Genomic DNA, 13,801 nt, shown 5'->3' with positions numbered 1-13,801 from the left:
CGCCGACTGACCTGACCACTGCGAACGGAGGCCTGAGAATGTGGACCTATGAGCACAGCGCGGAGGCCACCGCGACCTCGGAGGCGATCTGGAGCTGTTATCAGGACGTCGCGAGTTGGCCCGAGTGGAACGCCGCGGTCGGCGACATCGAACTCGACGGGCCATTCGCCGCCGGCACGACCGGCCGGCTGAGCCCGCCGGACCAAGGCCCGCTGCCGTTCACGATCGTCGAGGCGACCGAGAACACCGGGTACGTCTCCGAGACTGAGATCGCGGAGACCGTCACGCTGCGGTCGACCAACAGGCTGTCCCCGCTGCCGGACGGCCGAACACGGATCCATCTGCGGGTCGAGCTGGTAGGTCCCGCGGCCGAGCATTTCGGTAAGAGCTTCGGCCCACAGCTCACGGCGGGTGTACCGAAGACGGTCGAGACGCTCGCCCGGCGGGCCGAGGTGATCGCCGGTCGACAGGACGGCCGGCAGTGACCGGCGCCAACGGAACCGCCCTGCTGGTGCTGACCAGCAACGATGTCCTGGGCGACACCGGCCGGTCGACCGGCGCGTACGCGTCCGAGGTGGCCGAGTCGTGGCAGGTGTTCGCGTCGGCCGGATTCCGGGTCGAGTTGGCCTCGATCCAGGGCGGGCAACCACCGCTCGAGGCGGTCGACACCGCGGATCCGGCCCAGCAGGCGTTCTTCGCCGATGAAGCGATGACCGCGGCCCTGGCCGCGACCCGGCCGGTGCGTGAGGTGGACCCCGCGGCGTACGGGATCGTCTTCACCGCGGGCGGGCACGGAGCGGTCTGGGATCTGCCGTACGACGAGGACCTGGCCGCCTTGCTGCGCGACGCGTACGAACACGACGCGGTGATCGCGGCGGTGTGTCATGGCCCCGCCGCACTGCTCGGCGTCCGGCTGTCGAACGGCAACCACCTCGTCGCCGGACGGAAGGTCGCCTGCTTCACCAACGACGAGGAGCAGGCCGTCGGGATGACCTCGGTCGTGCCGTTCCTGCTTGCCGACGAACTCGTCGAGCGGGGCGCCGAGCACGACGCGGTCGGACCGTTCCTGCCTCATGTGGTGGTCGACGGCCGGCTGGTGACCGGCCAGAATCCGGCATCGACCGAGCTCGTGGCCCGCGAGGCGGTCGCTGTTGCGACGGCGGTCCGCCGATAGTTGTCGGTGACATCGCGCGAAGGAGAGTTCAGATGCTGACGAGACGTTCGCAGGTGATCGCCGGGATCCTGCTGCTGAGCATTGTCACGATCGAGGCCGGCGGGGTCTTCGAGACGCAGATCTCCAACGGAAACGTGGAAACGACGGACTTCCAGGCGTCGTTCTGGCGCGCCGGCCACGGCCACGCCGGAGTGATGGTCAGCCTGAGCCTGATCGCGTTGTTGCTCGCCGACGGCGCCAGAGTCGCCTGGGGTGCCGTGGGCTGGCTGGCACGACTGGCCATACCGATCGGCGGCCTGCTGATGTCGGCAGGCTTCTTCCTGTCCGCGTTGGGCGACGGCGCGACCGGGCCCAACGGCTTCGTGGTCGTTCTGGGCCTCGGCGGCGTCTGCCTCGCCGTCGGCGTTGTGACGCTCGCGGTGACCCTACTGGTCCCCAGCCTGCAGGAGCGCAGCCCGGATGCGGCGTTTCCCGATCTGACCTGACACAATGGAATGTCCAGGCTCCGATCCCCCGGGAGAACGCATGACCCGCAAGCTCAACGCCACCGCGGCGTCGCTGCTCGGTTTCCTGCACGAAGGTCCGCTGACCGGATGGGACCTGGTCGCCACCGCCCAGCAGCGCATCGGCGACTTCTGGTCGCTGACTCAAAGCCAGGTCTACCGAGAGCTGACCGCAATGGCCGGGGCGGGGCTGATCGAGGCCGGCGAGCCGGGGCCGCGCGACCGTCGTCCGTACGCGCTGACGGACGCCGGACGGGCCGCGTTCGCCGAGTGGCTCGAGGGCGACGTGGCCGAGGAGCAGACCCGGTTCCCGCTCCTGCTGGTGGTGATGTTCGGCCGGCATGTACCGTCCGGGCGGCTCGCCGAGGTGATCGCCACCCACCGGCACATCCACGCTCAACGGCTTGCCCTGTACGAAAAGCAACTCACCGAGGAGCCCGTCGGCGAGCCCGACCCCTACGCGCGGGCAACGCTCGACTTCGGCATCCGTTACGAGCGCGCGGTGCTGGGCTGGTTCGATGAACTGCCCGCGGCCATCCAGGGCAGGAACTAGCCGACCGGCTCGGGGTCCTCGGCGGCTACGGCGACCGAAGCCGGCACTCGCCGCATCACGGCGGCGACCGCGACGGCGCCCAGCACCAGAACGCCTGCGGACACTGCGAAAGCCAGCCGGAATCCCGCGGTCATCGCTGCCGGAGCAGGTCCGCCGTCGGCAAGCACCGCACCGCTGCGATGAAGTGCGACGGTCAGCAGTACGGCGATCCCGAGCGCGTTGGCCAACTGCTGCACCGAGCTCTGCACGCCGGAGGCGAGCCCCGCATCCCGTTCGGACACGCCGTACAGGGCGGCCGCCTGTAGCGCCGGCAGGCCGAGACCGAAGCCGATCGCCAGAACGGCCATGTCCGGCAGCAGGTCCCGCGTCCATGAGCCGGCCACCGGAAGTCGGCTCGCCAGCACCATGCCGACCGCGGCGACGAGGAACGACGCGGTCAGAACGAGCCGAGGACCCAAGCGCCCCAACAGCAGGGCACCCAGCGCTGCACCCGCCACGAAGAAGACACAGAACGGCAAGTAGGCCAAGCCGGTACGCAGCGGCGAGTACCTCAGCACGTCCTGCATGTACAGCGTCAAGATCAAGAACAGTGCCGACAGCACGCCGAGCATGAACACCGACACGACGTTCGCGGTGAGCCGTGTGCGGTTGGCGAAGAACCGCGGTGGCACCAGCGGCTCGCTGACGCGCGCCTCGACCACCACGAATGCGACCCAGGACAGCAGACTGACGATCAACGGGATCACCACGGCAGCGCCGGTCCAGCCGGACCGTATCGAGGCGAGTATGCCGTAGACCAGGCTGATCGAACCCGTGGTGGCCAAGGCTGCACCCAGCCAGTCCACTTGCCCTGGTCGGCGCCGGTCGAAGGCCGGCACCAGCCGCGGCACCAAGATCACAGCCGCCAGCGTGCACGGCAGGTTGAGAACGAAGATCCAGCGCCAGTCGAGCAGCTCCGTGATCACCCCGGACAGCAGCACGCCGACGGTGGCCCCCACGCCCGACAGCCCGCCCCAGATGGCGAGCGCATTGCCACGAGGGCCGGGCTCCGGAAACAGTACGGCGATCAGCGACAGCGCGGCCGGGGACGCAAGGGCCTCGCCAACGCCCTGCCCGAACCGGCCCGCGACCAGCATGGCCGGACTGGTCGAGAAGCCACAGACGACAGACGCGACCGCGAAGACCACCGCGCCGCACAGGAACATGCGGCGGCGGCCCAACAGGTCGGACAGTCGTCCGCCGAGCAGCAACAGACCACCGGCGGTCAAGAGGTAGCCGTTCACGACCCAGGACAGCCCTTCGACGCTGAACCCCAACTCCCGCTGGATGGATGGGAGCGCCACGTTGACCACGGTGTTGTCCACCACGATGACGAACTGCACGAGCGCGAGCGCGGCCAGCGCCCACCAGCGACGCGGGTACGGCGTGGTCACAGCCGGGCGGCGATCGTGTCGAGGTGCGGCCGGAACGCCTGGAACCAGATCCGGTAGCCGACGCTGTTGACATGCGTGAAGTCCGGGGCCCACACGTCGAGGCGACGGGCGGAGCGAAAGGCGCCGGCGAAGTCGGCGTGGGCGACGCCGCGGGCGTCGGACAGCTCGGCCAGGATCCGCTGGTAGTTGTCCCGGCCACGCTGCAGGGGCACGTCGGACAGCACGGTCCGGTCGGCGGGCAGCGCCTCTAGCAGCTTGGTGACGTTTGCCCGGTACGTGTCCAGCGGCACCTTTGCACCAGTGTCGTTCGAGCCGGCGATGACCACCACCACGTCGGCGCGCGCCACGTCGGCCCGCTGCAGCTGCCCGGTGAGAATGCTGTCGAAAGTACCGCCGCCCACGGAGTAGTTGGCGACATGGACCGGCCGACCGGTGCGCTCTTGCAGATGGCCAGCGATGCGACCGACCACACTGTCCTCCGGCTTCCACGCGCCGATGCCCACACCGGCAGAGTCGCCGAACACCACCAACCGCACCGCTTGCGGAGCAACGGGCTCGGCCGCCTGGTCGGCCCAGTACTTCGGATAGGTCTTGGCCTGCCTCAACTCGAGCAGTAGTCCGGTGATCTCGGCCAGGACGAGCAGCCCGACCCCGATCGCCATCACGCGCAGGGCGATCCGGCGTCGTCGCCTGCGGCGGGCGCGACCCGGGTCCGTGACCGCCGACTCAGCAGCGGCGGGAGCCGACTCGCTCACCAGGTCACCGGCAGGGTTCGCGGACCCGCCACCGTCAGCCGGTAGTCCCATGGGATCTCCTCTACGGCCTGGGTGAGGGCGAGGCCGGGGAAGCGCCGCAGCAGCGTTCCGATCCCGAGCTGAAGCTCCAGCCGGGCGAGTGCGGCACCAAGGCAATGATGTGGCCCGTGACCGAACGCGTTGTGCGCCCGGGCTTCCTGCCGGCGGATGTCGAAGCGCTCCGGATCGGGGAACAGTGCCTCGTCTCGGTCGGCCGATTGGCGGATGACCAGAACGGTGGCACCCTTCGGGATCGTGACGTCGCCGACCTGCACGTCCTCGGTGGCGTAGCGGGGCGAGCCGAAGCCGCTGTCCAGCGCGGCGAACCGCAGCATCTCCTCAACCGCGGTCGGTACGGCGTCGAGGTCGGCGCGCAGCGCGGCCAGCTGGTCGGGGAAGCGGAACAGGGCCAGGATGCCCTTGCCGAATTGGTTGACGGTGCTCTCGTACCCGCCGATGAAGATGGCCAGGATGGTGGCGACCAGTTCGTCCTCGGACAGTTGGCCGTCCTCCTCGTCGTACGCCGCGATGAGCTGGCTGAGCACGTCGTCGCCGGGATGGTGGCGCTTCGCTGCGATGAGGTCCCGGGAGAACGTGCCCATCGCCTGGTGCGCAGCCATCTGCTCCTCCGGCGACGAGTCGTTGATTGTCAGCGCGGTGTTGGCGAGGACGCGGAACGGCTCGTGCTGCTCGGCCGTGATGCCCAGCAGCTCGCAGATCACTGCGTTGGACAGCGGGTACGACAACGCCCGGACGACGTCGGCCGGCGGACCGGCTTGCTCCATGTCGTCCAGCAGCAGGTCGACGATCTCCTGGATCCGCGGTCGCATGCCCTCCACATGCCGAGGGGTGAACGCGCGGGACACCAGCTTGCGCCAGCGAGTGTGCGCAGGCGGGTCGACGAACGGAACGCTGACTTGCCGCACTGGTACGCCGGGCAGCAGCCGAGCAGCGTCCTGGCGGAAGATGTTGCGGGAGAAGCGCCGGTCGGACAGCACTGCACGGACGCCGGCGTAGTCGCTGACCAGCCACACCTCGTCGCCGGTGGCCGCCCGCACCTTGCTGACCGGGCGGTGCGCCCGGAGCCAGTCGAACTCCTTGGGTAGCCGGAACGGATCGGTGATCTCGAACGGGTACGTGGCGGTTTCGGTGATCACGAGTCAGCTCCGGTGTGTTCGGTACCCACGCCCGCCAGTTCGGGCGACGGTGTTGGCGGGGTGGCCGGCGGATGTGGTGTGCGGCCGAGCCGGCCTGGCCACCACATCAGCCGGCCGACGTCGAGCGCCAGTGCGGGCACCAGCAGGGAACGCACCACGAACGTGTCCAGCAGTACGCCGAACGCGACCGTGAACGCCAACTGGACCAGTAGCACCAGCGGGATGACCGCAAGGGCGGCGAACGTCGCGGCCAGCACCACTCCGGCCGAGGTGATCACGCCACCCGTGACGGTCAGGCCGATGATCATGCCTCTTCGGGCTCCGGCCCGCACAGATTCCTCACGGACCCGGGTCATCAGGAAGATGTTGTAGTCGATGCCCAGGGCAACGAGGAACACGAAGGCGTGCAACGGGAACGTCGCGTCGACAGCGGAGAAGCCGAACACGTCGCGGAACATCAGTGCGGACAGGCCGATCGCGGCGAGGTAGGACAGCACGACCGTGGCGAGCAGCAGCAGCGGGGCCACGATCGAGCGCAGCAGCACTGCAACGACGACACCGACCACGAGCAGCAGCAGTGGCATGACGCCCCGGTCGCGGGTCGCGGCGTCGTTGAAATCCACGAGAACAGCCGTGTAGCCACCGGCCTTGGCGTGCGCCTCCGGCACCCCGCCAAGTTCGTGACGCAGTCGCTTGAGTGTGTCCAGGGCCGCTTTGCTGTCCGGTGCGTCGGCCAGCGTGACGTCGACCCGGGCCAGCCCGTCCACGACGACGGCCGAGGCGCCCGGGGCCGGCGCTCCGGCCTGCGCACCGACGTACGGGTCGACGGACGCCACCCCATCGACCTTGCGTGCCGCGTCGGACACGTCGGCGATCCGGCCTGCGTCGGCGATGACGATCACCGGGCTGCCGCTGCCGGCCGGGAAGTGCCGGGCCAGTTCCTCCTGACCGGCCACCGACTCGACATCGCCCGAGATGATCATCTCGTTCTGCGGGATACCGGTGGCGTCCAGGCGAACTACGCCCAACGCCATCACGACGAGACCCAGCGCCGTACCGATCCACAGGATCCGCGGCCGGCGTTGGACGAACCGGGATACCCGCGACCAGATGCCGGTCAGCTCGACAGCCTCGGTGCCGTAGCCCGGACGGCGGGGCCAGAACGCGGCCCGTCCGAGCAGCATCAGCACCGGCGGCATCAGGGTCAACATCGCCAGCAGCGCGCATCCGATGCCGATCGCCCCTGCGGGGCCGAGGTCGCGGTTGAGGCTCAGGTCGCTGATCAGCAGACAGAGCAGACCGAGGGCGACCGTACCGCCGCTGGCCGCGATGGGGCCGAGCGAGTTGCGCCAGGCGACGCGCATCGCGTCGAAGCGGCTTTCGTGACGGCGCAGCTCCTCCCGGTACCGAGCAACGAGCAGGAGGGCGTAGTCGGTACCGGCGCCGAGCACGAGGACGTTCAGGATGCCCTGGACCTCGGCGCCCAAGGACAACACGTGCTGCTTGGCGAGCAGGTAGATGACGCCCTGGGCGGCGCCTAGGGCCAGACCCGCGACGAGAAGGACCAGGAACGGCAGCAGCAGGCTGCGGTAGACCACGATCAGAATGACGAGGATGACCGCCATGGTCACCAGGACCAGCATCAGGTCGATGGCGCCCAGCGCGTCCTTCAGGTCGGCCTGGACGCCGGCTGGTCCGGTGATGTGCACAGTGAGTCCGTCGCCGCCGCTGACCAGCCCGCGCAACGTCGTTACATGCCCAGAGACCTTGTTCTCGTCGGCACCCGCAAACGGCACGATGACCGTGGCGGCGCGCCCGTCCGCGGCGACCCGAGGTCCGGTGGCCGGCTCAGCGAGCATGCTGCCCAGCTCGCGGTTGATCGCAACAATCTGTTCGCCGATCACCCGGCGGTCGGCGTCGGTCAAAGCGGCGTCGCGGCTGTACACCACGATTGCCGGCAACGTCTCCGCCTCGCCGAAACGCTTGTTGAGGTCGGCGACCTCGGTCGCCTCGGCGTTGCGCGGCAAATAGGTGGCGGCGCCACTGGAGACGACGTCGCCGAGGTTGCCGCCGACCACGCCCAGCCAACCACCGGCACCGAGCCAGACGAGGATCACCACGGCGGGGATCAGCCAACGCACCACGCGGTGACGGTTCGAGCCGGCAGCGGACATGGTCACCCACTCCTCACGATGCGCAGACCTTCCACATTGACATTCCAATGTGGAAGGTTAGTTATTCCACAGTGGAATGTCAACGGGACTCGACCCGATCCGCCAAGGAGCGCAGGGTCTGTCGAATCCCGTCGTTCAACGCCGGGCTGAACTCGTGCCCGAACAGGTCCAGCGCGGCCCGGGGCACGTTCACCCGGTGAGTGATCCGAGTGCCGCCATCAGGCAGCGCCGCCAGGACGTGCTCGATGCGCAGAAGTACCCCTTCGCCGAGCTCGGACTCGGAGACATACGCCTGGCCCGGGTCGGCCGACACGATCCGGTACTGCATCGCAGGACGTCCCGTCACGACAAGCTGTCCAGTGGTCCCCGCGGCGAACGGCCCGCCCAGCTCAACCCGCTCGACCCCGTGCTTCCACTCCGGCCAGCTCGCCACGTCTTCGTACTCGCGCCACACCCTGTCCGGCGCGGCTGTGGTCTGCACGCTCGGCGCGTAATCCCATTCCTGGATGACTGCTCGCACCTCGATGCGGCCCAGCCCCACCGGCATCGGATAGCCGCCGGCCAGCTCGACCGCCTCGGCCTGGTCGGCGCAGTCGATCAGATAGAAGCCGGTCAACGGTGGATCGGTGACGACGGCAGGCCCGGAGGTCACCCCGTGCGGCTCGACGGTCGTCGCGGTCCCGGACGGCTGCAGCGCACGGTTTGCCAGCATCGTGCAGCGCTTGCGCAGGAAGTCGTGGTCGTACGCGACGTGCGCCTCGATCAGCCGGTTGCGCTCGGTCGCCGACATCGCGGCCATCGCCTTTTCGTCGCTGTAGAACAGCAGCATGAAGATCATTCCGGGTCCTCTCCCAGGCCGTGGTTGCGCGCGACCGCCTCGAGTTGCTCCACACCGCCGCTCATGATCGTGGCGATGTTCTCCGTCACCACATCGATCGACCAGTTCCACCACGCCAGGCGAACAAGCCGGGCAATCTCGTCCGTCCCGAACCGGTGCCGGATCAGCCGAGCCGGATTACCCCCGACCACCGCGTAGGCCGGCACGTCGGAGGTGACCACCGACTTGGCAGCGACGATCGCCCCGTCACCGATCCGGACGCCCGGCATGACCGTCGCGTCGTAGCCCAGCCAGACGTCGTTGCCGACCACGGTGTCGCCCGGAAAATCCCGCTGAGCGAACAGCGACATGTGCTCCAGCCAATCCGCGCCGAACATCGGGAACGGAAATGTCGAGATGCCGGCCCGCTGGTGGTTTGCCGCGCCCATGATGAACCGCACACCCCGGGCCAGGGCGCAGAATCGGCCAATGACCAGCCGATCCGGCCCGTAATGGAAAAGCACGTTGTGCCGCTCGAATCCGGTCGGGTCGACCGGATCGGCATAGTAGGTATAGTCGCCGACCGACGTCAGCGGCGATTGCACCAGCGCCTTGAGGAACACGACCTGTGGGTCACCCTTGATCAACCCGGCGTTCGGTCCGTAGGCGTCCGGATACAGGCGTGTCGGGTCCGGTGCGGGCAAGCCAACCTCCTCGGCGACTCAGAATCTGCGACCACAGCGCGACCTCTTCCGCGGCGAGCGGGACATGACCGGCCGGCCGTTCGGGGTGCCCCGGCGACGGACTCGCACCGGTCGGCCACTGCGTGGGTACGACGACCACGGCCACCGCGAAGCACGACTCGCCGTACCGGCCGGCGAACTCCAGCAATCGCCGCCACACCGCTACGACGGGCATAAGATTTCCTTCCGCCGAGCGCGGCATTGTGCTGAATCATCCATCGGGGCTATAAGGACTTTCCCCGGCATCCATGACGCTAGTCAGCAGAACGCCGCCGCGGCAAGGGCGCAAAGTCATGACGGCAAATTCTTGCTATCCGACCCTGCAACCGAAACAGCAGATTTAGTCATGGCGAACATTCCCTGAATTACTCCCGCCAGGCTGCACCTGCCCGGCACGACGCTCCCCGTCATCCGCGCCACGCGAGCAAGCGCGGCGCGCTGCGCGCAGCGGTGCGGCCCCCGTCGATCACAGCCTGGCGACAGCCACCCCTGCATCTTTGCGACACCGAATCGCCGAGATCTGTACCGAACTCACCGCGATCGAGCAACCAAACAGCTCACGGCGCATTCTGCAGCGCTGCTGCCGGCGGTCTTCGCCGCCGAACTCGACGCGTTCGGCAGCCAGAGCCCACAACTGGCCTGCGGGCGGCCAAGTCCTGACTGTCCGGTGCATTGCGGGCCGCGGCGCGACTCCTGAGTCACGCCGCATCGGCGGGTTCAGTTCGTGACGACCAAGCGGTTCTTGTAGGCGATGACGACGAGCTGTGCGCGATCGCGGGCGCCGAGTTTGGTCATGGCGCGTTGGGCGTGGGTGCGGACGGTCAGCACGCTGAGGTGCAGGTCGCGGGCGATGTCTTCGTTGGACTTGCCGTCGGCCGCCAGTTTCGTCACTTCGAGCTCGCGGTTGGTCAGGTCAGCGATCCCGGGTGCCGGAGGCTCCGGTGACGAGGCATTCACCATTGGTGCAGCGAGGAACTGGGCGATGAGTGACTTGGTGGCGCCGGGTGAGAGCAGGCTGTCGCCCTGGGCAACCGTTCGGATGGCGTCAAGGAGAGCGTCGGTGGTGGCGTGCTTTCCGAGGAATCCGCTGGCTCCTGCCCGGAGCGCGCGGGCGACGTACTCGTCGTTCTCGAACGTGGTGAGGATGAGTACCCGGGTGGAGACGAGAGACGAGTCGGCGCAGATGATTTCTGTCGCGCTCAGTCCGTCGGTACCAGGCATCCGGATATCCATCACCACGACGTCCGGCTTGTGGATCTTCGCCAATCGGACTGCTTCGGCGCCGTCGGCCGCCTCGGCGACGACGGTGAGGTCGTCGCAGGAATCGATGAGCAGCCGGAAGGTGCCGCGCAGCAGGGCCTGGTCGTCGGCGAGCAGGACGCGGGTCGTCATGTCGTCACCGGGGCCTGGATGTGCAGCGGCAAGGTGGTGACGACCTCGAAGGGGCCGCCGTCGGTGTCGGTGACCTGGAGGTGGCCGCCGACCGCGTTGGCCCGTTCCCGCATCCCGATGATGCCGAAGCCGCCGGTGCTGCGCCGGGTGTATCAGTTCGCTCTCATCTGGCTCTCAGAACGCTGTTGGCATCTCCGAGCACACGCAGCGATGGCCGGGCGTCTACATCGCAGTCGCACTGTCTGGCGATCGCCTGGACGGGCATGAAGTGTCAGGCTGCTGTCGTGAGTACGACGCCCATCGCCGATTACGCTCTGCTGTCCGACCGGCACTCGGCGGCCCTGGTGAGTCGCGACGGCTCGATCGACTGGCTGTGCTTCCCGAGGTTCGACAGCCCGGCCGTCTTGGCCCGGCTGCTCGACGACGAGGCCGGTCATTGGTCGATCCGGCCGTCATCTCCATTCAGTGTGACGCGCCGTTATGTGGATCGAACGATGGTCCTCGAGACGCGGTTCCACTCCGACTCGGGAACGGTGGTGGTCACCGATGGCCTGCTTGTCGGCCCGGACAACGAGGAGCATCGGCTGGGGGCTGAGGCTCCACACGTGCTCGTCCGACGCGTCGCCTGCGAAACCGGGAGCGTCGAGCTGGAAATCGCCTACCGGCCGCGTCCTCAGTACGGCCTCGTCTCCCCCATCCTGACCCCGGTCAACGGAGGCGTGACATCGCGCAGCGGAGTGGAGTGGCTGGTGCTCACGACACCCGCCGTACTGAGGCCCGGTGCAGGGGGCATGCATGGCCTGCTGCAGATGGACGCGGGCGAGACAATGCACTTCGGCATGCACAGCTCAACGTCGGAGGAGACGCCCGCACGTGTGTGGAGCCAACAGGAGCTGTCCGACCGGCTCGACGAGACCGTCAGGGCCTGGCAGGCATGGTCGGCCCACCACCAGGCGTACGAGGGTCCCTGGAGAGATCTCGTTCACCACAGTGGCCGCGTCCTTGGCGCCCTGTCGTACCAGCCGAGCGGAGCCATCATCGCGGCGCCCACGACGTCGCTTCCCGAGACAGTCGGCGGTGAGCGGAACTGGGACTACCGCTACGCCTGGGTCCGGGACGCGAGCCTGACCCTGGAGGCGCTCTGGGTGGCGGCGTGTCCTTATGAGGCGGCCGACTTCTTTGCGTTCCTGGCCGCGGCCGCCACGCTCAGCAGCCACGAGCCGCTGCAGATCATGTTCGGTATCGGCGGTGAGCGTGATCTGACCGAGCGCACACTGCCCCACCTGCGGGGATGGCGGGGCAGTCGACCCGTGCGGGTGGGGAACGGGGCGTGGAATCAACAGCAGATCGATGTTTACGGAGAGCTGTGGAGCGCCGCCTTCCGGCTCGTCGAAATGCTGGGCCACATCGACGACAACACCCGACGTTTCCTCGCGGGTTGCGCCGACCTCGCGGCTCGACGTTGGGTCGAGAAGGACCAGGGGATCTGGGAAGTGCGCGGCGACCCGCAGCATTTTCTGTACTCGAAGGTGATGTGCTGGGCAGCGCTCGACCGCGCGGTCCGCACGTCCGATCGTCTCGGGGTTGTCGGCCGGGTCGACTGGTGGGCGCGGACGCGCGACGAGATCCATGCGACGGTGCTGCGCGACGGATGGAGCGACGAGGCCGGCGCCTTCACCCAACATTTCGGCTCGCAGGATCTGGACGCGTCGAACCTGATGATGCCCATTGTTGGTTTCCTTCCCGCCGACGACCCCCGCATCCTCGCCACGATCGACGCGACCGAGCGGCACCTCACCGACGAGCGCGGCCTGGTCTACCGATACCGCACCCAGACCGGTGTCGACGGGCTCGCCGGCGAGGAGGGCAGCTTCCTCCTTTGCACGTTCTGGCTCGCTCAGGCACAGGCGATGGCCGGACAGGTCGATCGCGCGCGGGCCACCTTCGAACGTGCAGCCGCGTTCGTCAACGACGTGGGTCTGCTCGCTGAGGAGGTCGATCCGGCGACCGGCGAACTGCTCGGCAACTTCCCGCAGGCGTTCAGCCACATCGGCCTGGTCAACGCAGCCTGGGAGATCAGCGAAGCAGAACGGCGGCGCGCCGGCAAGCCGGCCCTACAGCTCTGGAAGGGGCTGTCATAGTCAGCCCTGGCTCCTCGACTGTCCGGGTTCGGATCGTGAATTCGCTTTCTCGGGCAGAGATGAAGGTGCCCAAGTCCGCTGCGGCTGCGGTGCGCGCTGGCGAAGGGCTACACGGTCGCTCTGCTCAGCGCGTTCGACGAGGCCCACCCCCCTCTGCCAGTACGACGAACAACAACAGCTCACCGTTGCCACCCTCAGGATCCTCCAGGTGCACGACGAGCGAGTCTTCGACGTCCGGCAACTCTTCGAGCACGCGATAGAACTCCGCCGTGCCGAGACGAACCCCACCGCGATTGAGCGTGGCATCGGATCGGCCGGCGATGACGCAAGAGCCCGACTCGGAGAATCGGATCCGGTCGCCATGCCGCCACACCCCTGGCCATCTGTCGAAGTACGTCGACCGGTAGCGCTCACCGCTCCGATCGTCCCAAAAGCCGACCGGCATGGACGGAACCGGACAAGTGATCACCAACTCCCCCAAGCTCGCCGACGACCGGGCGTCGGTCGTCGCAGGCTTGGGCGTCGAGGCCGAGGCACGGTCCGGAGATCTCGCCGGCGACCACCGGCTGGATCGGGCTGCCCTGCACGATGCCGCTGCAGACGTCGGTCCCACCGGAGTCTGATGCGGGAAAGGTCGAACTCCTTCGCCGGCCGGAGATCGGCCTTGCGGGTGGCCATCAGGAAGCCGGGGCTGGCACCCATGAGGGTGGCTCCGGTCTCTTCGGCCAGTCGCCATTGGAAGTCGAGTCCGGGGTACATGGGGTTGCCGTCGATCATGACGATGCTCGCGTCCAGCAGAGCGCTGACACCGTCGTCGTGCGCGGATGTCGCTTGCCAGCGTGATGGGACCACCTCGTTGCCACGAGCATGGGACCACCTGGAGGTGTCAGTGAGCATCGCGGGCCTCGGTGGTGGTGTCA

Annotated in this window: 15 protein-coding genes; 6 read left to right on the top strand and 9 right to left on the bottom strand. The window is 68.1% G+C overall.

Annotation, left to right across the window (positions count from 1 at the left end):
* Positions 1-38 precede the first annotated feature (38 nt).
* From ACIBL3_RS39405 to ACIBL3_RS39390, 4 genes are read left to right on the top strand one after another with little or no spacing between them, the layout of a single operon-like run.
* Positions 39-485 (top strand): SRPBCC family protein, encoded by a 447-nt coding sequence (locus ACIBL3_RS39405; protein WP_396359073.1) that lies wholly within the window; start codon positions 39-41, stop codon positions 483-485.
* Positions 482-1,174: a type 1 glutamine amidotransferase domain-containing protein gene (locus tag ACIBL3_RS39400; RefSeq protein ID WP_396359072.1), complete on the top strand. Its 693-nt coding sequence runs from the start codon at positions 482-484 to the stop codon at positions 1,172-1,174. The genes ACIBL3_RS39405 and ACIBL3_RS39400 overlap by 4 nt, the downstream gene beginning before the upstream one ends.
* A gap of 32 nt (positions 1,175-1,206) precedes the next feature.
* The gene (locus ACIBL3_RS39395) at positions 1,207-1,659 is read left to right on the top strand and encodes a hypothetical protein (protein WP_396359071.1); all 453 of its coding nucleotides are present in this window, start codon (positions 1,207-1,209) and stop codon (positions 1,657-1,659) included.
* Between the two features lie 40 nt (positions 1,660-1,699).
* Positions 1,700-2,230: a PadR family transcriptional regulator gene (locus ACIBL3_RS39390; RefSeq protein ID WP_396359070.1), complete on the top strand. Its 531-nt coding sequence runs from the start codon at positions 1,700-1,702 to the stop codon at positions 2,228-2,230.
* On the opposite strand, the gene ACIBL3_RS39385 is transcribed toward ACIBL3_RS39390, so the two are convergent.
* The 8 genes from ACIBL3_RS39385 to ACIBL3_RS39350 all read right to left on the bottom strand — a co-directional run bounded on the left by ACIBL3_RS39385 (position 2,227) and on the right by ACIBL3_RS39350 (position 10,740).
* Entirely contained in the window at positions 2,227-3,663 is a 1,437-nt protein-coding gene (locus ACIBL3_RS39385) for an MFS transporter (protein WP_396359069.1), read from the bottom strand. The genes ACIBL3_RS39390 and ACIBL3_RS39385 overlap by 4 nt on opposite strands.
* A complete protein-coding gene (locus tag ACIBL3_RS39380; protein ID WP_396359068.1) occupies positions 3,660-4,469 on the bottom strand; it encodes an SGNH/GDSL hydrolase family protein in 810 nt (269 codons plus the stop codon). Before ACIBL3_RS39380 ends, ACIBL3_RS39385 begins: the two co-directional genes overlap by 4 nt.
* Positions 4,415-5,614 carry a cytochrome P450 gene (locus tag ACIBL3_RS39375; RefSeq protein WP_396359066.1) on the bottom strand — a complete coding sequence of 400 codons (1,200 nt, stop codon included), beginning with the start codon at positions 5,612-5,614 and terminating at the stop codon, positions 4,415-4,417. The genes ACIBL3_RS39380 and ACIBL3_RS39375 overlap by 55 nt, the downstream gene beginning before the upstream one ends.
* Positions 5,611-7,758 (bottom strand): MMPL family transporter, encoded by a 2,148-nt coding sequence (locus ACIBL3_RS39370; RefSeq protein ID WP_396359065.1) that lies wholly within the window; start codon positions 7,756-7,758, stop codon positions 5,611-5,613. The genes ACIBL3_RS39375 and ACIBL3_RS39370 overlap by 4 nt, the downstream gene beginning before the upstream one ends.
* Before the next feature lie 109 nt (positions 7,759-7,867).
* Positions 7,868-8,626, bottom strand: a complete 759-nt coding sequence (locus tag ACIBL3_RS39365; protein WP_396359063.1) for an SRPBCC family protein — start codon at positions 8,624-8,626, stop codon at positions 7,868-7,870.
* Positions 8,623-9,309 carry a CatB-related O-acetyltransferase gene (locus ACIBL3_RS39360; RefSeq protein WP_396359062.1) on the bottom strand — a complete coding sequence of 229 codons (687 nt, stop codon included), beginning with the start codon at positions 9,307-9,309 and terminating at the stop codon, positions 8,623-8,625. Before ACIBL3_RS39360 ends, ACIBL3_RS39365 begins: the two co-directional genes overlap by 4 nt.
* The gene (locus tag ACIBL3_RS39355; RefSeq protein ID WP_396359061.1) at positions 9,239-9,523 is read right to left on the bottom strand and encodes a DUF6059 family protein; all 285 of its coding nucleotides are present in this window, start codon (positions 9,521-9,523) and stop codon (positions 9,239-9,241) included. The genes ACIBL3_RS39360 and ACIBL3_RS39355 overlap by 71 nt, the downstream gene beginning before the upstream one ends.
* A gap of 542 nt (positions 9,524-10,065) precedes the next feature.
* Positions 10,066-10,740: a response regulator gene (locus ACIBL3_RS39350; protein WP_396359060.1), complete on the bottom strand. Its 675-nt coding sequence runs from the start codon at positions 10,738-10,740 to the stop codon at positions 10,066-10,068.
* A gap of 263 nt (positions 10,741-11,003) precedes the next feature.
* Between ACIBL3_RS39350 and ACIBL3_RS39345 the strand changes: the two genes are divergently transcribed.
* A complete protein-coding gene (locus ACIBL3_RS39345) occupies positions 11,004-12,881 on the top strand; it encodes a glycoside hydrolase family 15 protein (protein ID WP_396359195.1) in 1,878 nt (625 codons plus the stop codon).
* A gap of 124 nt (positions 12,882-13,005) precedes the next feature.
* On the opposite strand, the gene ACIBL3_RS39340 is transcribed toward ACIBL3_RS39345, so the two are convergent.
* On the bottom strand, positions 13,006-13,326 hold the full coding sequence (locus ACIBL3_RS39340; RefSeq protein WP_396359059.1) for a hypothetical protein: 321 nt from the start codon (positions 13,324-13,326) through the stop codon (positions 13,006-13,008).
* Between ACIBL3_RS39340 and ACIBL3_RS39335 the strand changes: the two genes are divergently transcribed.
* The gene (locus tag ACIBL3_RS39335; RefSeq protein WP_396359058.1) at positions 13,325-13,504 is read left to right on the top strand and encodes a hypothetical protein; all 180 of its coding nucleotides are present in this window, start codon (positions 13,325-13,327) and stop codon (positions 13,502-13,504) included. The genes ACIBL3_RS39340 and ACIBL3_RS39335 overlap by 2 nt on opposite strands.
* The last annotated feature ends 297 nt before the right edge of the window (positions 13,505-13,801 follow it).

This window comes from Kribbella sp. NPDC050124 (assembly GCF_044460355.1).
In the GTDB taxonomy this organism is placed as follows: domain Bacteria; phylum Actinomycetota; class Actinomycetes; order Propionibacteriales; family Kribbellaceae; genus Kribbella.
The sequence above is the reverse complement of the archived record's forward strand: the minus strand, read 5'-3'. Positions and strand labels throughout refer to the sequence as shown.